This is a genomic window from Micromonospora sp. NPDC093244 (assembly GCF_040683695.1).
Taxonomy (GTDB): Bacteria; Actinomycetota; Actinomycetes; order Mycobacteriales; family Micromonosporaceae; genus Micromonospora.
On record NZ_JBFBEO010000002.1, the window covers coordinates 1 to 19,848 of the forward strand.

The 19,848-nt window shown below is 72.9% G+C and carries 20 protein-coding genes and 1 pseudogene; 9 read left to right on the forward strand and 12 right to left on the reverse strand.

Features of this window, described 5'->3' with window-relative positions:
• Positions 1-266 precede the first annotated feature (266 nt).
• Both AB0N27_RS09965 and AB0N27_RS09970 read right to left on the reverse strand, forming a co-directional pair.
• A complete protein-coding gene (locus tag AB0N27_RS09965) occupies positions 267-1,010 on the reverse strand; it encodes a lytic polysaccharide monooxygenase (RefSeq protein WP_364366275.1) in 744 nt (247 codons plus the stop codon).
• Between the two features lie 108 nt (positions 1,011-1,118).
• On the reverse strand, positions 1,119-1,394 hold the full coding sequence (locus AB0N27_RS09970; RefSeq protein WP_364366277.1) for an isoamylase early set domain-containing protein: 276 nt from the start codon (positions 1,392-1,394) through the stop codon (positions 1,119-1,121).
• A gap of 155 nt (positions 1,395-1,549) precedes the next feature.
• Here AB0N27_RS09970 and AB0N27_RS09975 point away from each other — a divergent pair, with 155 nt between their 5' ends.
• The 4 genes from AB0N27_RS09975 (at position 1,550) to AB0N27_RS09990 (ending at position 4,632) form a co-directional block, all read left to right on the forward strand.
• Positions 1,550-1,810 (forward strand): Prokaryotic metallothionein, encoded by a 261-nt coding sequence (locus AB0N27_RS09975; RefSeq protein ID WP_357987085.1) that lies wholly within the window; start codon positions 1,550-1,552, stop codon positions 1,808-1,810.
• Between the two features lie 177 nt (positions 1,811-1,987).
• A complete protein-coding gene (locus AB0N27_RS09980) occupies positions 1,988-2,932 on the forward strand; it encodes a DMT family transporter (RefSeq protein ID WP_364366281.1) in 945 nt (314 codons plus the stop codon).
• Positions 2,933-2,956: 24 nt separating this feature from the next.
• Positions 2,957-3,412 (forward strand): GNAT family N-acetyltransferase, encoded by a 456-nt coding sequence (locus AB0N27_RS09985; protein ID WP_364366284.1) that lies wholly within the window; start codon positions 2,957-2,959, stop codon positions 3,410-3,412.
• Between the two features lie 119 nt (positions 3,413-3,531).
• Positions 3,532-4,632, forward strand: a complete 1,101-nt coding sequence (locus AB0N27_RS09990; protein WP_364366287.1) for a lytic polysaccharide monooxygenase — start codon at positions 3,532-3,534, stop codon at positions 4,630-4,632.
• 51 nt (positions 4,633-4,683) lie between these two features.
• Here AB0N27_RS09990 and hemQ read toward each other — a convergent pair whose 3' ends face one another.
• Genes hemQ through hemE form a run of 3 tightly spaced genes read right to left on the reverse strand, consistent with a single transcriptional unit; the run spans position 4,684 to position 7,949 of the window.
• Entirely contained in the window at positions 4,684-5,385 is a 702-nt protein-coding gene (hemQ, locus tag AB0N27_RS09995; protein ID WP_203177457.1) for a hydrogen peroxide-dependent heme synthase, read from the reverse strand.
• Entirely contained in the window at positions 5,382-6,791 is a 1,410-nt protein-coding gene (gene hemG / locus AB0N27_RS10000; RefSeq protein ID WP_364366291.1) for a protoporphyrinogen oxidase, read from the reverse strand. Before hemG ends, hemQ begins: the two co-directional genes overlap by 4 nt.
• A gap of 6 nt (positions 6,792-6,797) precedes the next feature.
• Complete coding sequence (hemE, locus tag AB0N27_RS10005; protein WP_364366294.1) at positions 6,798-7,949, reverse strand: uroporphyrinogen decarboxylase; 1,152 nt, start codon at positions 7,947-7,949, stop codon at positions 6,798-6,800.
• Between the two features lie 126 nt (positions 7,950-8,075).
• On the opposite strand from hemE, the gene AB0N27_RS10010 reads away from it, so the two are divergent.
• The gene (locus AB0N27_RS10010) at positions 8,076-8,648 is read left to right on the forward strand and encodes a DUF3000 domain-containing protein (protein ID WP_364366296.1); all 573 of its coding nucleotides are present in this window, start codon (positions 8,076-8,078) and stop codon (positions 8,646-8,648) included.
• A gap of 28 nt (positions 8,649-8,676) precedes the next feature.
• Here the strand turns inward: AB0N27_RS10010 and AB0N27_RS10015 are convergent, their stop codons facing one another.
• Positions 8,677-9,543: a hypothetical protein gene (locus AB0N27_RS10015; RefSeq protein WP_364366299.1), complete on the reverse strand. Its 867-nt coding sequence runs from the start codon at positions 9,541-9,543 to the stop codon at positions 8,677-8,679.
• Between the two features lie 156 nt (positions 9,544-9,699).
• A complete protein-coding gene (locus tag AB0N27_RS10020; protein ID WP_364366302.1) occupies positions 9,700-10,755 on the reverse strand; it encodes a S1C family serine protease in 1,056 nt (351 codons plus the stop codon).
• Positions 10,756-10,965: 210 nt separating this feature from the next.
• Between AB0N27_RS10020 and AB0N27_RS10025 the strand changes: the two genes are divergently transcribed.
• From AB0N27_RS10025 to AB0N27_RS10040, 4 genes are all read left to right on the forward strand, one after another.
• Complete coding sequence (locus AB0N27_RS10025) at positions 10,966-12,300, forward strand: ribonuclease D (protein ID WP_364366305.1); 1,335 nt, start codon at positions 10,966-10,968, stop codon at positions 12,298-12,300.
• A 98-nt stretch (positions 12,301-12,398) separates the two neighbouring features.
• A complete protein-coding gene (locus AB0N27_RS10030; protein WP_364366307.1) occupies positions 12,399-13,595 on the forward strand; it encodes a thiolase family protein in 1,197 nt (398 codons plus the stop codon).
• Positions 13,592-15,661, forward strand: coding sequence for a 3-hydroxyacyl-CoA dehydrogenase NAD-binding domain-containing protein (locus AB0N27_RS10035; RefSeq protein WP_364366309.1), 2,070 nt, complete (start codon positions 13,592-13,594; stop codon positions 15,659-15,661). The genes AB0N27_RS10030 and AB0N27_RS10035 overlap by 4 nt, the downstream gene beginning before the upstream one ends.
• A gap of 151 nt (positions 15,662-15,812) precedes the next feature.
• Complete coding sequence (locus AB0N27_RS10040; protein ID WP_364366311.1) at positions 15,813-16,547, forward strand: hypothetical protein; 735 nt, start codon at positions 15,813-15,815, stop codon at positions 16,545-16,547.
• Between the two features lie 63 nt (positions 16,548-16,610).
• Here AB0N27_RS10040 and AB0N27_RS10045 read toward each other — a convergent pair whose 3' ends face one another.
• From AB0N27_RS10045 to AB0N27_RS10065, 5 genes and pseudogenes are all read right to left on the reverse strand, one after another.
• A complete protein-coding gene (locus AB0N27_RS10045; protein WP_364366314.1) occupies positions 16,611-17,150 on the reverse strand; it encodes a levansucrase in 540 nt (179 codons plus the stop codon).
• A 63-nt stretch (positions 17,151-17,213) separates the two neighbouring features.
• Positions 17,214-17,603 (reverse strand): VOC family protein, encoded by a 390-nt coding sequence (locus AB0N27_RS10050; protein WP_364366317.1) that lies wholly within the window; start codon positions 17,601-17,603, stop codon positions 17,214-17,216.
• A pseudogene (locus tag AB0N27_RS10055) lies at positions 17,600-17,737 on the reverse strand (VOC family protein); the annotation flags it as partial. The gene AB0N27_RS10050 and the pseudogene AB0N27_RS10055, both read right to left, overlap by 4 nt.
• Before the next feature lie 229 nt (positions 17,738-17,966).
• Entirely contained in the window at positions 17,967-19,133 is a 1,167-nt protein-coding gene (locus tag AB0N27_RS10060) for a HAMP domain-containing sensor histidine kinase (RefSeq protein WP_364366320.1), read from the reverse strand.
• On the reverse strand, positions 19,130-19,798 hold the full coding sequence (locus AB0N27_RS10065) for a response regulator transcription factor (RefSeq protein ID WP_139586209.1): 669 nt from the start codon (positions 19,796-19,798) through the stop codon (positions 19,130-19,132). The genes AB0N27_RS10060 and AB0N27_RS10065 overlap by 4 nt, the downstream gene beginning before the upstream one ends.
• Positions 19,799-19,848 lie beyond the last annotated feature (50 nt).

Sequence of the window (19,848 nt, forward strand, 5' to 3'; positions counted from 1 at the left end):
GCCCAAACACACCCTGCCCCCCCCCCCCCCCCGCCCCACACCACCCCCCCCCCGCCCCCCCCACACGGGGGGGGGCCGCCCCCCCCCCGCCCCCCCCCCGACGCGGTCGGGGACGCGGGCGGCCCGACCGGCGTCGGCGGCCCGGCGCAGCCGCCGGTGAGCAGCACCGCCGCGAGCAGCGACACGAGTGGGGTACGCGGCATGCCGGTGCTCCGATCACGCGGGAGGTAGCGGCACGGGTGCGACCGTCGGCCGCACCCGTGCGGTCAGACCTGAAGCCAGAGCGCCGGGACGTTCGGCGGCTCCCAGCCGGGGATGGCGGTGTGCGCCTGCCGGCAGCGGTACGTGAGCCCGCCGTAGGTGACCTGGTCGCCGACCTGGTACGCCCGGCCGGTCGTCCAACTGCCACCCGGCGCGGGCGTGGTCGTCGGCGTGGCGGTCGGCGTGGGTCGCGGGGTGGGTGAGGCCGTCGGCGTCGGGGTGGGGGTCGGGTTCGACCCGCCGCCGATCTGGACGTCGATGCAGGAGTAGAAGGCGTTCGCGGTGTCGGAGATGTTCCACACCGCGAGGATCTTCTGACGGCCGGAGAAGCCGCCCAGGTTGACCGTGTGCGAGACGGTCGCGCCCGGCTGCTGCCCGTTGCCGTTGACCACGCCGACGCGGGTGTTGCCGATCCAGTACTCCCAGTTGCTGGTGGCGTGCCGGGCGGTGTTGACCCAGGTGAAGGTCAGCGAGGAGCCGACGGAGGTGGCCGGCCAGCCGCGGTTGTCGTCGTTGAGGACGGCGAACTGGGCGATGCCGGCGTTGCAGCTCTTGAGGCCCTTGGGGCCCTCGACGCTCTGCGGCTCGTACTTGATCTGCCCGCAGTCGGGCACCCGGCCCTGCGCGCAGAGCGCCTGCCGGCTCGGCGGGGCGGAGACGTAGCCGTGTGCCTGCGCGGGGGCGGCGACGGTGAGGGTGGCGGCGACGGCACCCGCCGCCACCAGCGGGACGGTGATTCTTCGACGCATCGGGCAGCTCCTTCTCCAGGTGCGGTGAGGTGCCCTCAACGTAATTTAAACTTTGTTAACAGTAAAGAGTCCGATCGATAAATCCATCGATGGTGACGAGTTTTCCCGTCAGAGTCGGAGCAGGCTGCCCCGGTCGTCGACCTCGTCGGCCGACTCGTCGTCCAGCCACACGCCGCCGTCGGCGAGGTAGCGGAAGCGGTACTCCCCCGGCGGGAGCTTCACCGTCACCGTCCGGGTGCCGTCGCGGCGTGCCACCAACTCGTGCCGGCCGGGCTCCCACTCGTTGAAGCAGCCCACCACGCTCACCGGACCGGGCGGGGCGTCCCGGGGCAGGCAGAACGTGACCCGGGTCTGGTTGCCGAAGAGTCTGTTGCGCTTGATCACTGCGATCCTCCGGTGGTTGCGGCGGTTCACCGGGCACAACGGACGACACGCCGGCACCGACACGCCGCCCGCCGGCCCGGACACCGACATTTCGCCCCACCCGGGCACCACCCTGAGGAAATCTGATGGCACATGTCCTGATACGGGGGGTTCCGATGGCAACGTGCGAGGTCTGCGGCAACGACTACTGGATGGCGTTCGAGGTGCGCACCGTCAGCGGCGACGTGCACGTCTTCGACTCCTTCGAGTGTGCGATCCACCGGATGGCACCCATCTGCGAGCACTGCCAGATCAAGATCGTCGGGCACGGCGTCGAGGTCAACGGCCGTTTCTTCTGCTGCGGGCACTGCGCCCGCACGGTCGAGGGCGCCGAGGGCGCCGAGATCCGCGACGCCGTGGGCGCGCGCCCCGCCTGAGCGACACCCTGCGGTACGGTCGTCCGATGCGGCCGTTCCCGGGCGTCCTGCCCCCGCCGCGCTCCTGAACGGAGCGCCGCGCCTCAGCCGAGCGGGTGACTGACCCGCCCGGCCGCCCTGCCGTACGCGCTCCGTCGACGTCGTCCCCGTCAACGGCTCACCCTTCGGAGCGCATCCGTGTCCACCTCCCGTACCGCGCGCCCGGTCGCAGCGGCGCCGGCCACCCGCCACGCCCGCACGGGCCTCATCCAGATCACCGTCACCGGAGTGCTGTGGGGCACCACAGGCGTGGCTGTGCAACTCCTGCGCGAGGGCACCGGGATCAGCCCGGTGAGCATCGGCTTTCACCGCCTCGCCATCGCCGCGCTCGTCCTACTGGCGTGCACCGCGGGTCGACTCGGCGCCATCGTGGCCGCCCTGCGCGCGGCACCCGTACCGCTGCTGCTCACCGGCGTCGGCCTCGGCCTCTACCAGGCGCTCTACTTCGCGGCCGTGGCGCTCGCCGGGGTCAGCGTGGCCACCGTCGTCAGCCTGGGCCTGGCACCGGTGCTCGCCGCCACCTGGGAGTCGCTGCGGGCCCGCCGGATCCCCAACCCGCTGCGCCTCGCGACGCTCGTCACCGCGGTGGCCGGCCTCGCCCTGATCACCGGGGCGACCGCGGACCCCACCGCTGCGGCGCCCGCGCCGCTGCTCGGCCTGCTCGCGGCCGCCGGGTCCGGTCTCGGGTACGCGGTCACGACCCTGATCAGCGGGCACGTGTCGCAGCGCGTCGCTCCGATGGCGCTCACCACCATCTCCACGGTGGTCGGCGCGCTGACCCTGCTGCCGCTGGCCCTGGTCGCCGGCGTCGCCGTCCCGGTCCGCCCCGACACCCTGGCGCTGCTGCTGCACCTCGGCGTGGTCACCACCGCCGTGGCGTACGCGCTGTTCTACGCGGGCCTGCGCACCACGCCGGGCAGCGTCGCCGCCGTGCTGACCCTGCTCGAACCGCTCACCGCGGCGGCGCTGGCGGTGGCGCTGCTGCGCGAGCCGCTCCCGCTGCCGGTCATCGTCGGCGGCGTCCTGCTGCTCACCGCCGTGGCCGCCACCTACCTGGCGCCGACCCGGGCGGGCTCCCGGTGAACGGGCCCGGCCTACCATCGGTGGGTGCACCAGCAGACCACCGAGATCCACACGGCCTCCTTCGCCGACCTGAACGCCCGCACCTTCCACGACCTGCTCAAGCTGCGCATCGACGTGTTCGTGGTGGAGCAGAACTGCCCGTACCCGGAACTCGACGGGCGGGACGTGGAGCCGGGCACCCGGCACCTCTGGCTGACCGACGGCGACGCGCCGCTGGCGTACCTGCGGATCCTCGCCGACCCGGCCGGCACCGCCCGGATCGGCCGCGTGGTGGTGGCCCCGACGGCCCGTGGCGGCGGGCACGCCGGCCGGCTGATGACGGCGGCGCTGGAGGTGGTGGGCAACCGACCGTGCGTGCTGGAGGCGCAGTCGCACCTGGTCGCGTTCTACGCCAGGCACGGCTTCGCGGTCAGCGGCCCGGAGTACGTCGAGGACGGCATCCCGCACACCCCGATGCGCCGCGAAGCCATTGACGTCTGACGATCAGCCTGGCATGGTGCCGGGTAGAGCCATCGCGGGAGCCAGCGAGTAGGCACGGGAGCGGGCATCTCCCGGCAGTTCGGGCATCGTCGTCCGTACCTCATCCCCCCGGGGGCTCCATGTCCACTCTCGCCCGATCACCACGCGTGCTCCGGCCGCTCGCCGTCGCGGCGGCCGCCACGCTTCTGCTGACCACCGCGATCACCGTCGTGCTCGGCCAGTCCGCCTCGGCGCACGGCTCGGTCGTCGACCCGCCCTCGCGCAACTACAGCTGCTGGCAACGCTGGGGCAGCGACTTCCAGAATCCGCGGATGGCCACCGAGGACCCGATGTGCTGGCAGGCCTGGCAGGCCGACCCGGCCGCCATGTGGAACTGGAACGGCCTGTTCCGGGAGGGTGTCGCCGGCAACCACCAGGCCGCCGTCCCCGACGGCCAGCTGTGCAGCGGCGGACGCACCCAGAGCCCCCGCTACAACGCGCTGGACACCGTCGGCGCCTGGAAGACCACGTCGGTGTCGAACAACTTCCGGCTGCGCTTCTTCGACCAGGCCAGTCACGGCGCGGACTACATCCGGGTGTACGTGACCAAGCAGGGCTTCAACTCGGCCACCCAACCGCTGGGCTGGGGCAACCTGGAGTTGGCGGGCCAGATCGGCAACACCCCCGCCTCGCAGTGGAACCCGGACACCGGTGGTGTCTCCATCCAGATTCCGGTGAGCGCGCCGGGACGCACCGGTCGGCACATCGTCTACACCGTCTGGCAGGCCAGCCACCTGGACCAGTCGTACTACCTGTGCAGTGACGTGGACTTCGGCGGAGGCTCCACCACCCCGCCGCCCACCACGCCGCCGCCGACGACCCCGCCGCCCACCACGCCGCCGCCCACCACTCCCCCGCCCACCACGCCGCCGCCGGCCGGCGCGTGCACGGCGACGTACCAGATCACCGGCCAGTGGGCCGGTGGCTTCCAGGCGGACGTGAAAGTCACCGCCGGCGGTTCACCCGCCCGCGGCTGGTCGGTGAGCTGGAACTACAACAACGGCCAGCAGATCGCCTCGTCGTGGAACGCCACGATCAGCACCAACGGCACGCAGGTCACCGCCCGCAACGTCAGCCACAACGGCACACTTGCCGCCGGAGCGAGCACCACATTCGGTTTCCTCGGCTCGTGGAACGGCAGCAACCCGGTTCCGCTGGTCTCCTGCACCACGACCAGTTGATCCCCGTCCGGCGCCGCACCCGGGCGGGGGTGCGGCGCCGGACGGCGGGGATCAGACCAGGCAGTTGACGATCTCGGCGACCGAGCGGCGGCGTCCCGTGTAGAACGGGACCTCCTCGCGGACGTGCCGGCGGGCGCCGGACGCGCGCAGGTCCCGCATCAGGTCCACGATCCGGTGCAGCTCGTCGGCCTCGAAGGCGAGCATCCACTCGTAGTCGCCCAGCGCGAACGAGGCGACCGTGTTGGCCCGTACGTCCGGGTAGCCGCGGGCCATCTTGCCGTGCTCGGCCAGCATCTCCCGCCGCTCGGCGTCGGGCAGCAGGTACCACTCGTAGGAGCGGACGAACGGGTACACGCAGATGTAGGGGCGGGCCTCCTCGCCGGCCAGGAACGCCGGGATGTGGCTCTTGTTGAACTCCGCCGGCCGGTGCAGCGCCATCTGCGACCACACGGGGGTCAGCGCCCGACCGAGGGTGGTGCGGCGGAACCGCAGGTACGCGTCCTGGAGGGCATCGCTGGACGCGGAGTGCCACCAGATCATCACGTCCGCGTCGGCGCGCAACCCGGAGACGTCGTACACGCCCCGGACCACCACGTCCTTGCCGGCCAGCTCCTCGAAGAGGGACTCGACCTCGCCTGTGACGTTGTCCCGCAGCGACGGCAGCGGGGCGCTGGCCCGGAACACCGACCACATCGTGTAGCGGATGCTGTCGTTCAGCTCCCGCAACCGGGCCGCGTTCGTCTGCTCGGTCATCTCGCCGATCCTCCCAGTGCTGTGATGATCTCGTCGGCCGCCGTCTCGCCGGAGCGGACGCAGACCGGGATGCCGACGCCGTCGTAGCCGGCGCCGGCGAGGACCAGGGTGGGGTGTTCGGCCCGCAGCGCCGTCCGCGCCGCCGTGACCCGGTCGGCGTGCCCCGGGGTGTACTGCGGCAGCGCGCCGCCCCACCGCTGCACGTGCCCGTCAACCGGGGCGGGCAGCGGGGTGCCCAGCACCGCCGACAACTCCCGGTGCACGGTGGCCGCCAGGTCCGCGTCCGGGCGCTGGAGCTGCGCCTCCTCGCCGTAGCGGCCCACCGAGGCGCGCACCATCGCCAGCCCGTCCGGCCGGCGCAGGTGCCCCCACTTGGTGGTGAAGAACGTCGCCGCCTTGATCAGCAGACCCTCGGTGCTGGGCACCAGGAAGCCGGACAGCTCGGGCAGTCGCGGCTGCGGCAACGCCAGGGTGACCAACGCGACGCTCGCGTAGTCCAGCTCACCGACGCCCGCCGCCACCGCCGGCGCCGGACCGGCCAGCAGTCGTGCCGCCGGTCGCGCCGGCACCGCCAGCACCACGGCGTCCACGTCCACCAGCTCCGGGTCACGGGTCGGGCCGACCGTGAGCCGCCAGCCGGTGGCGGTCGCTGTCACCTCCCGCACGGCGGCGTCGCGCCGCACCGTCGCGCCGCTCGCCGTCACCGCCGCCTCGACGAGGGTGCTCAGCCCGCCGGCCAGGGTGCCGAAGACCGGGGCGCCGGGCGCGCGCGGCGCGGCGGCCTGCGCGGCCCGGACCGCGCCGACGAGGGTGTGCTCCACCCGCGCGGCACGCGCCAGCGCCGGCATCGTCGTAACCAGGGACAAATCGTCGGCGCGGCCCGCGTACACGCCGCCGAGCATCGGGTCGACAAGCCGGTCGACCACCTCGTCGCCGAAGCGGGACCGGACCAGCGCGCCCACCGAGACGTCCGCGTCCGGCCCGACAAGCGGCCGGCCGTCGTCGGTGTCGGCGTCCGCGGCCGGCCGGGCGACAGTGGCCACCCGGTCCAGATCACCGGGTACGCCCACCAGGGTGCCGCCCGGGACGGGGCGCAGCCCTCCGTCGACGACGAGCGCGGCCTGCCCGACGGTGGGGTGCACGATCTTCTCGGCCAGCCCCAGCCGGCGGGCCAGCGTCACCGCCGCGCTCTCGGCGCCTGTGGGATCCCGCATCAGGAACGACTCGGCGCCGAACTCGACAGGCGCACCGGCCAACGCGCCGGTGCGCAGCTTGCCGCCCAGCGCGCCGGACTGCTCGTACACGGTGATCTCGGTGCCCTCGGGGGCGCGGTCACGCAACCGGACCGCGGCGGCCAACCCGGCGATCCCGCCACCGACCACCGCCACCCGCCAGGGCTGCCGCATCGCTGCTCAGCCCCGGTCGGCCCGGCGGCTGGAGAGCTCGTGCACCAGCGCGACCACCCGGGTCAACACGTCCGGGTCGGTCTCCGGCAGCACGCCGTGACCGAGGTTGAACACGTGCCCGGGCGCGGCGCGGCCCTGCTCCAGGATCCGGCGCACCTCGGCCTCCACCACCGGCCACGGCGCGAGCAGCACGGCCGGGTCCAGGTTGCCCTGAACCGCCTTGTCCGGGCCGATCCGGCCGGTGGCCACGTCCAGCGGGGTACGCCAGTCGACACCCACCACGTCCGCGCCGGCCTCACCCATCGCGCCGAGCAGCTCGGCGGTGCCCACCCCGAAGTGAATCCGCGGCACCCCGGCGGGCGACCCCTCCGGCTCGGCGCGTCTGTCGCCGCGCCCCGACCCGGAGCAGTCGTCAGCCAGCCCACTCAGCACGGCCGTCGAGTGCGGCAGCACGTAGCGGCGGTAGTCCGCCTCGGAGAGCGCGCCGGCCCACGAGTCGAACAGCTGCACGGCGGAGACCCCGGCCTCGATCTGTACCCGCAGGAACGCAAGCGTCACCTCGGCCAGCCGGCCGCAGAGCGCGTGCCACAGCTCCGGATCGCCGTACATCAGGGCCTTGGTCTTGGCGTGGGTCCGCGACGGCCCGCCCTCGACCAGGTAGCTGGCCAGGGTGAACGGCGCGCCCGCGAACCCGATGAGCGGGGTGTCCCCCAGCTCGACCACCAACTGCCGGACGGCCTCGTCGACGTACGGGACGTCGTCGCGGGTGATCGGGCGGATCCGCTCGACGTCGGCGGCGGTACGGATCGGCTCGGCGACGACGGGGCCGGTGCCCGGCACGATGTCGAGGTCGATGCCGGCCGCGGCGACAGGCACCACGATGTCGCTGAACAGGATGGCCGCGTCCACGCCGTGGCGGCGTACCGGCTGGAGGGTGATCTCGGTGACCAGCTCCGGACGACGGCAGGACTCCAGCATCGGCACGCTCGCCCGGATTTCCCGGTACTCCGGCAGGGAGCGGCCGGCCTGGCGCATGAACCAGACGGGCGTGTGCGGGCCGGGGCGGCGACGACAGGCCCGGATGAAGGGCGAGTCGGCTGGTCCGCCGGGGCGTGGGTCTCCGTCTCGGGCGGCAGTGCCCGTGGCTTGCGTGGTCATCGCCGCAATCGTGCCACGCCCCCCACCCCCAGCTTGCCGGGGGTGAAAGGAAAGACACCTTCCCAACGGCTCCGGGCGTCGGCGCGCCGTCGAAGCGGGTGACCGGCGGCGGCATAGGCTGCCGACATGGCCCCCCCGATCGCGCTCCCGGAGACCTTCGCCCGCGCGGTCGCCGGGCTGCGGTCCGCGGCGCCCCGGCCGGAGATCACCCTCGAGGAGGTCGGAGCGCCCCAGCGCCTCGCCCCGTACACGTTCGCGCTCGCCGCGGCAGTGCTGCGCGACGGCGACGAGGTGGCCACCGGGCGGCTGATCCTGCTGCACGACCCGGTCGGGCACGAGGCGTGGCAGGGCACCCTGCGGCTGGTCACCTACGTGACCGCCGAGCTGGAGGTCGACCTGGCCGCCGACCCGCTGCTGCCCGGGGTCGGCTGGACGTGGCTCACCGACGCGCTGGACGCCCACGACGCCGCCCACCGGGCGATCGGCGGGACCGTCACCCAGACCATGTCGACCCGGTTCGGTGACCTGGCCGGCCCGCCGACCGCGGGTGACATCGAGATCCGCGCCTCGTGGACGCCTCTCGACGACGACCTGGCCCCCCACCTGCTCGGCTGGTGCGCGCTGCTCGCCTCGACGGCCGGCCTGCCCCCACCCGGGGTGACCGCCCTGTCCGACCGCCGCCCCGCCGCCACCGCTTGAACCCCGGCGGCGGCGGGCGGCGCGACAGTCAGAGGTAGTTCTCGGCCTCGTCGCAGACCTTGTCGAGGCCCTTCATGGCGGCGTCGTACGCGCCCTTGTTGCCGGCCGCCGCCGCGCCGAGCGCGGTGGTCAGCTTGTCCAGGCAGCTCGCGATGACCTTCTTCTGCCGCGCCTGCTCGTCACGGTCGTTACGGGTGCCGGTCAGGTCCTGCTCGGTGTTGTCGAGCTTGTCCTGCATCGTCTGGAGGTCGGTCTTCAGCTTGCTGATCTCGGTGGTGTTGGCCGCGATGGTGCCGTCACGCTGGCTGACCTGACCGGTGAGGCGCTTCTCGGTCCGATTCAGCTCGCTGTTCTTGGTCACGAACAGCCCGGTCATCACCCCGCTGACGACGAAGAGCAGGGCGGCCACCACGGCCAGCACCAGCACCGTTCGGCTCCGACCGGCCTTCGGCGGGCCGTACGGCGGCATCCCGGGCGGGGCCGACATCGGCTGCCCGTACGCCGGACCGGAGACCGGCGGTCCGGAGACCTGCCCGGCGTACGGCGGGGCGCTGGCCGGGTAGCCGGACGGGGCCGGCGGGGCGCTGTGCTGCGCCGGCGGGGCGCTGGCCGGGTAGCCGGACGGGGCCGGCGGGGCGCTGTGCTGCGCCGGCGGGGCGCCGTACTGCGCGGGCTGGGCGCTGTGCTGTCCCGGCGCGGCCTGCGGGGCGCCGTACTGCGGCGTCGGGTACTGCGGCGCGGGCTGGCCCGGCGTGTACTGCTGGGGCACCGGCTGGCCGGCCGGGTAGCGGACCGTCGGCTCACCGCCGGCCCGGTACTGGACGGTCGGGTCGCCGCTGGGCGGCGTCGGGGTGGCCGGCGGAAGCCCGTCCGGCCCGGTCGGTGGCTGGGACATGTCTGTTCCTCCAGGTGAGCGGGCCCCACGCCGGTGGGCGCGCGGACCGGGTACAGCGGCGGGATCGCCCGGGTCCGGGGACCCGGGCGGGATCAGGAGCGGCAGGTGCCGGCCGTGGATGGTGCGGCGGGGCCGGCGACGACGCCGGGCCGTCGATCAGCAGATCTTGAAGCCGTCGCAGGCGACCTTGATCGGTACGGCGAGCCCGATGCCCTCGGCGTCGCGGGCCTTGGCGGTGGCGATGCCTACCACCTGCTTGCTGCCATTGATCACCGGACCGCCGGAGTTGCCCGGGTTGATCGGCGCGTCGAACTGGATGGACGGCCCGGAGCTTCCCGACGCGGAGCGCAGGGCGCTCACCACACCAGTGGTGACGCTGTCCTCCAGACCGAGCGGAGCGCCGACGACGACGATCTGCTGACCGGACTTCACGGCGGTGGGGGCGGTGACGAGGCCCGTGAACTTGCCGGTGGTGCGCAGGTGGGCCACGTCGTTCGTCTTGTCGACCTTGACGATGGTCGCCGGGAAACGCTGGTCGGTCCGTTCCAGGAAGACCTGGCGACCGCCGCCGTTCCAGACCGCCTCGACCACGTGGAAGTTGGTGAACAGGTTCGTGCCGCCACCGGCTGCCGGCTTGCCGACCGCGAACGCGCTGCCGGTGAACTGGCCGGCCCGGACCCGGAACACGCTGGGCAGCACCGCGCTGGCCACCGCCTCCGGGTTGAACGCGGCGCCGGCCTGCTTCTCCAGCGCCTCGGCACGCTTCTCCAGGCCGTCGAGGCGGGTGCCGTCGCCGTCCTGGGCCTGGGCCAACCGGCGGTCGGTGTCGGCGAGCCGGTCGCCGAGGCGGTCGAGCTGGAAGGCCTGCACCCCGGCCACCGCCGCCAGCGCGACGACGAGCAGCGTGGCGAGCACGACCGGCCAGCGGCGACGCTTCCTCCCGGGAGCCGGCGGCGGCGCGGCAGCCGGCCAACCGGGCTGCGCCGGATAACCGGGCTGCGCGGGGTGGCCGGGCTGCGCGGGGTAGCTCGGGGTGGCGAACCCTGGGGCGCTGGGCTGCGGGTACGCACCGACACTCGGCGGCGCCTGCGGGTTGCCCCACTGGCCGGCGGCGGGTGGGGCGGCCCAGCCGGTACGGGGGGTCGGCACGCCCACGCCGTCCGGGTCGGCGCCCGCCGGTCGTCCGTCAGCCGAACCGAAGCCAGCCGTCATGATCGTCTTGCCCTTCCGTGGTCTCCCCGTGCCGCCATCGACCCGCGTGTCACGCGTTCCACGGCTCAGCGGCCCGATGGAACGTACCTGCGCGAACGGGCTTTGTCTCCCCCGATGTCCGGCATCGGAAAGGACACCTTGTGGACACCTGACCGACACACGCCGGACCGGCTGCACCCGCCGGATCATCGCGCGCACTAGGGTTGACAGGTGACCGACGAACCACCCCTGCGCCGTCGGCCCGCCGAAGACCTTCCGGGAAACGTCCCCCAGGACCCGCCGTCGGCCCAGCCGCAGCCGGCGGGCGAGGGAACCGACCCGACCAACGGTGGGCCCGTTCCGCTGATCGCCCCGCGTGACGGCACCCCCGATCCGGTGGCCGCGCCGGCCGAGCTTGCCGAGGTCGTGGCCCGTTTCGCGGCCGGCACCGGCCCGGTCGCCCTGGACGCCGAACGGGCATCGGGGTATCGCTACAGCCAGCGCGCGTACCTGGTCCAGCTCCGCCGGGCCGGCTCCGGCACGGCGCTGATCGACCCGCTGCCGCTGCCCGACCTCAGCACGCTGGACGCGGCGATCGGCGACGCCGAGTGGGTGCTGCACGCGGCGAGCCAGGATCTGCCCTGCCTCGCCGAGGTGGGGTTGCGCCCGCGCCGTCTGTTCGACACGGAACTGGCCGCTCGGCTGGCTGGATTCGAGCGGGTCGGCCTGGCCGCGCTGACCGAGCAGCTGCTCGGTTTCACCCTGGAGAAGCACCATTCGGCGGCCGACTGGTCGAGCCGGCCGCTGCCGGAGTCGTGGTTGACGTACGCGGCGCTCGACGTGGAGCTGCTCACCGACCTGCGTGACGCGCTGGCCGCCGAGTTGGCCAGGCAGGGCAAGTCGGCGTGGGCCGCCGAGGAGTTCGCGGCGCTGGTGCGCACCGGCGCGCGTCCGCCCCGGGTCCGGGCGGAGCCGTGGCGGCGTACCTCGGGCATCCACCGCGTACGCGGGGCGCGGGCGCAGGCCCGGGTGCGCTCGATGTGGTACGCCCGGGACCAGATCGCCGCCCGACGGGACTCGGCGCCCGGTCGGGTGCTGCCCGACTCGGCGATCATCGCCGCCGCCGAGCTGGACCCGAAGGACGAGAAGACGCTGCTGACGCTTCCCGGTTTCGGCGGGCGGTCGGTGCGTCGGCTGGCACGTACCTGGTTGGCCGCCCTCGACGACGCGCGGCAGCTGCCGGACGACGCGCTGCCGGTCACCCCGGCGGTCGAGGGTCCGCCTCCGCCGCACCGGTGGGCCGAGCGGGATCCGGTGGCCGCCGGTCGGCTCGCCCGCTGCCGCGAGGTGGTGGTCCGCATCGCCACGCAGCACAACCTGCCTCCGGAAAACCTGATCACCCCGGACTCGGTCCGCCGGCTGGCGTGGACCCCGCCGGAGGAGCTCACCGAGGAGACGGTGGCGGAGACCCTGCGCGGTTTCAACGCCCGCGAGTGGCAGATCGGTCTGCTCGTCACCGACCTGACCGAGGCCCTCTCTCCCACGCAGCCACCTACCGTTTCCTGACGCCACTGTGGGGTGGGCCACAGCGGGGGGTCGGGACGGGGTTGGTTACTGGCGAGTAGCATTCGGGGGAACCTGCCGTGGTCGATTAGGAGGCTCCAGTGCCCCGTGAAGTTCGGGATGTCGTCTTCGTCGACGGCGTCCGTACCCCGTTCGGCAAGGCGGGTGGCATGTACGCCAACACCCGCGCCGACGACCTGGTGATCCGCTGTATCCGTGAGCTGCTGCGTCGCAACCCGCAGCTGCCGCCGGAGCGGGTCGAGGAGGTCGCCGTCGCGGCCACCACCCAGATCGGCGACCAGGGCCTCACCATCGGCCGCACCGCGGCGCTGCTCTCCGGGCTGCCCAAGACCGTTCCCGGCTTCGCCATCGACCGGATGTGCGCCGGCGCGATGACCGCCGTGACCACGGTTGCCAGCGGCATCGCCATGGGCGCGTACGACGTCGCCATCGCCGGCGGTGTCGAGCACATGGGCCGTCACCCGATGGGTGAGGGCGTCGACCCCAACCCGCGCATCGTCGCGGAGAAGCTGGTCGACCCGTCCGCGCTGGTCATGGGCGCCACCGCGGAGAACCTGCACGACCTGGTCCCGCACATCACCAAGGAGCGCACCGACGCGTTCGCGCTCGCCTCGCAGCAGAAGACCGCGAAGGCGTACGCCAACGGCAAGCTCCAGGACGACCTGGTCCCGATGTCGATCCGCGACGCCGAGGGCGGCTGGGGTCTGGCCACTGTGGACGAAGCCCCCCGGGACACCTCGATGGAGAAGCTCGCCACCCTCAAGACCCCGTTCCGCCCGCACGGCAAGGTCACCGCGGGCAACGCGGCCGGCCTGAACGACGGCGCGACGGCGAGCCTGCTCGCCGACGAGGCCACCGCCCGCGAGCTGGGTCTGCCGATCGCCATGCGGTTGGTGTCGTTCGGTTTCGTCGGCGTGGAGCCCGAGGTGATGGGCGTCGGGCCGATCCCGTCGACGGAGAAGGCACTGCGCCTCGCCGGGCTCAGCATCGACGACATCGGCCTGTTCGAGCTGAACGAGGCGTTCGCCGTGCAGGTGCTCGCCTTCCTCGACCACTTCGGCATCGCCGACGACGACCCGCGGGTCAACCCCTGGGGCGGCGCCATCGCCATCGGGCACCCCCTCGCCTCGTCAGGCGTACGGCTGATGACCCAGCTGGCCCGCCAGTTCGCCGAGCACCCCGAGGTCCGCTACGGCGTGACCGCCATGTGCATCGGCATCGGCATGGGCGGCACCGTGATCTGGGAGAACCCGCACTGGGAGGGTGGCAACAAGTGAGCGCACTCGCCGCACCGAACGAGGTCGTCACCAAGGCGCTGCTGCGCCAGGTGAACGTACCGGGGCTGGACCGACCCGCCGCCCTGATCACCCTGGACAACGGCTTCGACCACACCAAGCCGAACACCTTCGGCCCGGCCGGGCTGACCAGCCTGGACGAGGCGATCACCGCCGCCCTCGCCGCCGACCCGGCGTTCATCGCGGTCACCGGTAAGCCGTACATCTTCTGCGTGGGCGCGGACATCGTCGGGCTGCCGCAGCTCGCCGACCGCGAGCAGGCACTGGAGATCGGCCGTCTCGGTCACCGGGTGTTCGCCCGGCTCAAGGACAGCACCGTGCCCACGTTCGCGTTCGTCAACGGCGCGGCGATGGGCGGCGGCCTGGAGCTGGCGCTGCACTGCCACTACCGGACGCTCTCCGGTGGGGCGGCGGCTCTGGCCCTGCCCGAGGTCTCCCTCGGTCTGGTGCCCGGCTGGGGTGGCACCCAGCTGCTGCCGAACCTGATCGGCATCCCCGCCGCCACCCAGGTGATCATCCAGAACCCGCTGATGCAGAACAAGATGCTCAAGCCGAAGCAGGCCGCCGAGCTGGGCATCGCGGACGTGCTGCTGGAGCCGGCCGACTTCCTGGAGCGGTCCCTCGAATGGGCCGCGGGTGTGGTGCGCGGCCAGGTCACCGTGACCCGGCCCGAGGTCGACAAGGACATGTGGGCGGGCGTGCTCTACTTCGCCCGGGAGACGCTGAACCAGCGGCTGCACGGCGCGGTTCCGGCCGCCTACCGGGCGCTGGACCTGCTGGAGACGGCGAAGGACGGCGACTTCGCCGCCGGCACCGCCGCCGAGGACGAGGCCCTCGCGGACCTGGTCTTCTCCGAGGAGCTGCGCAGCGGCCTGTACGCGTTCGACCTGGTGCAGCGGCGGGCCAAGCGGCCGGCCGGCGCACCGGACAAGGGCCTGGCCCGCACGGTCACCAAGGTCGGCATCGTCGGCGCCGGCCTGATGGCCAGCCAGTTGGCGCTGCTGTTCGCCCGTCGCCTCCAGGTGCCGGTGGTGATGACCGACCTCGACCAGTCCCGCGTGGACAAGGGCGTCGGCTACGTGCACACCCAGATCGAGAAGGCCGTCACCAAGGGCCGGATGGACAAGAACACCGCCGCCAAGCTGTACGGCCTGGTCAGCGGCACTGTCGACAAGAGCGCCTTCGCGGACGCCGACTTCGTCATCGAGGCGGTCTTCGAGGACCTGGGCGTCAAGAAGCAGGTCTGGGCCGAGCTGGAGAAGATCGTCTCCCCGGAGGCGGTGCTCGCCACCAACACCAGCTCGCTCTCCATCACGGAGATGGCCGCGGAGCTGGAGCACCCGGAGCGGGTGGTCGGCTTCCACTTCTTCAACCCGGTGGCGGTGCTGCCGCTGCTGGAGATCGTCCGGGGCGAGCGGACCGACGACGCCACCCTGGCCACCGCGTTCGCCGTGGGCAAGCAGCTGAAGAAGTCGAGCGTGCTGGTCAAGGACGCCCCGGCGTTCGTGGTGAACCGGCTGCTCACCCGCTTCCTCGGGACCGTCTTCGCCGCTGTCGACGCGGGCACCCCGCTGGACGTGGCGAACAGCGCACTGGACCCGCTGGGCCTGCCGATGCGCCCGCTCGCCCTGCTCCAGCTGGTCGGGCCGGCCGTGGCGTACCACGTGGGCGGCACCCTGCACGCGGCGTTCCCGGACCGGTTCGGCGTCAGCGAGAACCTCAAGCGGATCGCCGACTCGGGCCAGCCGATCGTTGTCGACGACCAGGTCAACGACGAGGTCGCGAAGCTGCTCGTGGTGGGCGACCAGCCGCTCACCGAGGAGCAGGTCCGCCAGAACGCGCTCGACGCGCTCGCGCAGGAGATCCGGCTGATGCTGGACGAGGGCGTGGTCGCCGAGGCGCAGGACATCGACCTGTGCATGATCCTCGGCGCGGGTTGGCCGTTCCACCTGGGCGGCGTCACGCCGTACCTGGACCGGACCGGCACGTCCGAGCGGGTCACCGGTAAGCGGTTCCTGCCGCGCGGGGCGGCGAGCCTGCCCGCCTGACCGTTCGCAGCTCCACCGCCGCGGTGGTCGGCCCGTCCCTGGTGGACGGCCGGCCACCGCGGCCATTTTCGGCTCTCGTCGGGGGACAACGCGCGAGGTCGTGGTCGGGTTAAGATCACCCGCTTTGCCACCCGAACCTGGAGCTGACCGAATGTCCCAGCCGCCGGCCACCCCCTACGGCCCGCCACACGATTCCCCTTACTCCTCCTCCCAGCCGGGGGTGCCGCAGCAGCAGGGCTTCCCGGCTCCCCAGCCGGGGCAGCCGTACGGCGACCCGAGCGCCCCCGTCGGCCCGCCGCCGGCGAAGAAGTCGAAGGTTGGCAAGATCATCCTGATCGTGCTGGCCGTGGTGCTGGTGCTCTGCCTCGGCGGCGCGGCCATCACCTGGTTCGCCGTCAAGGACGACGTCGGCGACGTCGTCGACGCCACCAAGACCCGGGTCGTCGCGCCGGCCACCCTCGCCGGCCGGGCGAAGAACACCGACCCGCAGTTGCAGACGGTCGCCGACCAGATGGTCACCGACATGAAGTCCGAGGTGCAGAACGAGACGAGCACCGTCGGCGCGTTCTACGGCGACCCGGCCAAGCAGGACCTCATCATGATCACCGCGGTGTCCGGCGTGATGGCCGACCCGAAGAAGGAGCTGGACGAGGCGGTGACCGGGCTCTCCAGCGAGCTGGCCGTGACGAACATGGCGCCGGTCGAGCCGGGCCCGCTCGGTGGTGACGCGCGCTGCGGCGACGGCAAGGCCGAGGGCGTGCCGCTGGGCGTCTGCGTCTGGGCCGACCGGGGCAGCGTCGGCCTGGTGGTCGTGTACTTCAAGACCGCCGAGCAGGTGAAGGCCGAGTTCACCACGATCCGGGGCCAGATCGAACAGCGCTCCTGACCCGTGCCGACCGGGGCCCCGTCCACCCTCGGGTGGCCGGGGCCCCGTGCCGTACGGCGACCGTCAGGCCACCGGGAAGTACGCGTTCAGCTTCTTGCGCAGGTGGGCCGCGTAGATGAAGCCCAGGCTCGGGTTGCCCCGGAAGGCGGCGGCCGCGCCGGTGCGGGCGTCCACCGTCACCGGCCGGGCCAGCGCCGCGAACCGCAACCGCTGCTTCTCCTGCGCCCATGCCGCAGCGGCCGGCTCGATCTCGGTGCCCACCAGGGCGGGGAACAACGCCACCCCGTTCTGGAAGCCACGCAGCTGCCCCTTGCGGGCCAGCACGTAGTCCATGGCCGAGGTGCTGAACGTCTCCAGGGAGGCGGCCGTGACCCGCGTAGCCGGCGCGGCGATGGTGAACAGGTGCAGCTTGGTGGCCATCCAGCGCATCTTGAAGTCGCCCCGGTAGCCGATCAGCACCGGCGTGCCACCCCAGTCCTCGATCCGGACCTCGCAGCCGTCGGCCCGCAGCCGCTCCCCGGTCGCGGCGAGATACGCCTGCACCGGCTCCGTCGCCGTCGTGTCCATCTGCCACACACCCTTCAGCCTGTTGTGGCCGCTCATCTAACAGCACCTGGCGCGCGTCCCGCCACCCCGTCGATCATGAGAACGACGGGGTGGCGGAGGCTAGGCGTCAGTCGTCGCCGCCCGCTCGGCCGCGCTGCGCAGCACGCAGAACTCGTTGCCCTCCGGGTCGGCGAGCACCACCCAGCCGGTGCCGTCCGGCTGGGTCCGGTCGTCGACGAGCGTCGCGCCGATGCCGAGCAGGCGCTCGACCTCCTCGGCCCGGGTGCGGTCGGCGGGTTGCAGGTCCAGGTGCAGCCGGTTCTTCACCGTCTTGCCCTCGGGTACGGCGATGAACAGCACCTCCGGGCCCCCCGGCGGCAGGAGCATCGCCTCCGGGTCACCGGGAAAGTCGTCGGGCTGCCGGGGGCAGTCGAAGACCTGCGACCAGAAGCCGGCCAGTGCGTACGTGTCGGAACAGTCGATGCTGATGTTGTGGATCGTCGAACTCACAGTTGGTCCTCCACAGTGGTGGTGTCGACACGCTCCCCGGCGCTGCGTACGACGCAGAACTCGTTGCCCTCCGGGTCGGCGAGCACCGCCCAACCCGTACCGTCGGGGTGCCGTCGGTCGGCGACCATGCTGGCCCGGAAGCCGGCCAGGGCGTACGTGTCGTGACAGTCGAAACTGATGTTGCGGATCCGTGGATACACGGGTGTCCCTCCGTGGTGCTGGATGGGGACGCTCCGCTTCGGGGATGTCAGCCGGCGAGGACCCGGGGCGCGGAGCCAACAGTGGTGGACATCGACGCACCCCCTTCGATCGCGAACTGACAGCGCGATCTTGTCATCGGCCCAGCGGGCCGCGCAACCCCGCTCAGCCGGCGGCGGTCACCACCGGGGCGTCCGCCGACGGCAGGGTGACCGTCACCTCCAGTCCCCCGCCCTGCTGCGCGATCACCCGTACCGTGCCGCCGTGCGCCGTGCAGACCGCCCGGACGATGGAGAGCCCCAGGCCGGAGCCGCGGGCGCCGGTGCGTTCCCGGCCGCCGCGCCGGAACGGCTCGAACAGCCCCGGCACGTCGGCCTGGTCCACCTCGAAGCCCGTGTTGCCGACCACCAGCCAGGAGCGCTCGCCGTCGGTTCCGGTACGCACCCAGAGCCGGCCGTGCAGGTGGTTGTAGCGGACCGCGTTCTCGATGAGGTTGCCGGCCAGCCGGTCGAGCAGCCCCGGGTCGCCGACCACGGGCGCGGGCTCCAGCGACGTCTGCACCCGCAGGCCGATCCGCTCCACCTCGCGGCGCATCGCCGACAACGCGTTGGCGGTGCCGGCGGCCAGGTCGCACTCGGTACGCCTGCCCAACTGCCGCCCGGCCTGCGCCTCGCTGCGCGCCAGCACCAGCAGGGCGTCCACCAGGCCGTTGGCCCGCTCGGACGCGTCGCGGACCACTGTGGCCATCCGGCGGTACTCGGCGGCGTCCGCGTCGTCGTCGCTGAGTGTCACGTCGATCTCGGTCCGCATCACGGCGAGCGGGGTCCGCAGCTCGTGCGAGGCGTTCGCCACGAACCGTTTCTGCGCCTCGAACGCGGACGCGATCCGGTCCAGCATGGCGTCGAACGTCTTGGCCAGCTCGGCCACCTCGTCGTCGGCGCCCGAGTAGCCGATCCGCTGGTCCAGCGTCGCCTCACCGAGCCGTTGCGCGGTGGCGGTGACCTGGTGCAGCGGGCGCAGCGCCCGACCGGCCACCGCGTACGCCCCGGCCACCCCGACCACGCTGATCGCCAGGAGCGCGACGAGGCCCTTGGCCAGCAACTCCCCGGAGGCGGAGTCGACCAGTTGCCGCTGCCACTGGGCCGCGTCCAGCGACCTGCCGTCGGAGAGCACCACTGTCGTACCGGGCAGCAGCTCGTCGGTGGGTCGCAGCGCGTCGCGGACCAGCAGCCAGGCCAGCAGCACGAGGATCGCCCCCGCGCCGATCAGCAGGACCCCGTTGAGCAAGGTCAGCCGCAGCCGCAGGGTGGGCCGCAGGGGGCGGCGGCTCACGCGCTCACCTCGGCCGTGCGGTAGCCCGCGCCGACCACCGTCTCGATCAGCGGCGGATCGCCGAGCTTCTTGCGCAGTGTCATCACGGTGACCCGGACAATGGTGGTGAACGGATCCGTGTTGGCGTCCCACACGCGTTCCAGCAGCTCCTCGCTGGAGACCACCGCCCCGCGCGCCTTGAGCAGTTCGCTGAGCACCCCGAACTCCTTGTTGGTGAGGTCGACCGGCACACCGGCGCGGGTCGCCACCCGACGGGCCGGGTCGAGCACCAGGTCGGCCAGTTCGAGCACCGGCGGCGCCGCCGGGGTGGCCCGTCGGCCCAGCGCCTGAACCCGGGCGACCAGCTCGTCGAACGCGAACGGCTTGGGCAGGTAGTCGTCGGCCCCGAGCTGCAACCCCTCCACCCGGTCGGCGACGGTGCCGCTCGCGGTGAGCATCAGCACCCGGGTCAGCGCGCCGGAGGCGGCCAGGTCGGCGCAGATCTGGTCACCGTGCACGCCCGGCAGGTCGCGGTCCAGCACCACCACGTCGTACCTGGTGACGAACGCCGCCTCGTGGCCGGCGTCGCCGTCGTACGCCACGTCGACCGCCATCCCCCGCTTGCGCAACCCGCGCGCGATCGCGTCGGCGAGGTTGCGCTCGTCCTCCACCACCAGTACCCGCATTCCCGGCCTCCTCGCTGCTGACCACCGACAACCTAGTGCCGGCCGGCAAC

What these genes read in the sequence shown, in the direction of transcription:
- AB0N27_RS09965 (WP_364366275.1), bottom strand. Translation starts at nt 1,010, where the DNA reads ATGCGTCGAAGAATCACCGTCCCGCTGGTGGCGGCGGGTGCCGTCGCC.
- AB0N27_RS09975 (WP_357987085.1), top strand. Translation starts at nt 1,550, where the DNA reads ATGGCAACGTGCGAGGTCTGCGGCAACGACTACTGGATGGCGTTCGAG.
- AB0N27_RS09990 (WP_364366287.1), top strand. Translation starts at nt 3,532, where the DNA reads ATGTCCACTCTCGCCCGATCACCACGCGTGCTCCGGCCGCTCGCCGTC.
- hemQ (WP_203177457.1), bottom strand. Translation starts at nt 5,385, where the DNA reads ATGACCGAGCAGACGAACGCGGCCCGGTTGCGGGAGCTGAACGACAGC.
- hemG (WP_364366291.1), bottom strand. Translation starts at nt 6,791, where the DNA reads ATGCGGCAGCCCTGGCGGGTGGCGGTGGTCGGTGGCGGGATCGCCGGG.
- hemE (WP_364366294.1), bottom strand. Translation starts at nt 7,949, where the DNA reads ATGACCACGCAAGCCACGGGCACTGCCGCCCGAGACGGAGACCCACGC.
- AB0N27_RS10010 (WP_364366296.1), top strand. Translation starts at nt 8,076, where the DNA reads ATGGCCCCCCCGATCGCGCTCCCGGAGACCTTCGCCCGCGCGGTCGCC.
- AB0N27_RS10015 (WP_364366299.1), bottom strand. Translation starts at nt 9,543, where the DNA reads ATGTCCCAGCCACCGACCGGGCCGGACGGGCTTCCGCCGGCCACCCCG.
- AB0N27_RS10020 (WP_364366302.1), bottom strand. Translation starts at nt 10,755, where the DNA reads ATGACGGCTGGCTTCGGTTCGGCTGACGGACGACCGGCGGGCGCCGAC.
- AB0N27_RS10040 (WP_364366311.1), top strand. Translation starts at nt 15,813, where the DNA reads ATGTCCCAGCCGCCGGCCACCCCCTACGGCCCGCCACACGATTCCCCT.
- AB0N27_RS10045 (WP_364366314.1), bottom strand. Translation starts at nt 17,150, where the DNA reads ATGAGCGGCCACAACAGGCTGAAGGGTGTGTGGCAGATGGACACGACG.
- AB0N27_RS10065 (WP_139586209.1), bottom strand. Translation starts at nt 19,798, where the DNA reads ATGCGGGTACTGGTGGTGGAGGACGAGCGCAACCTCGCCGACGCGATC.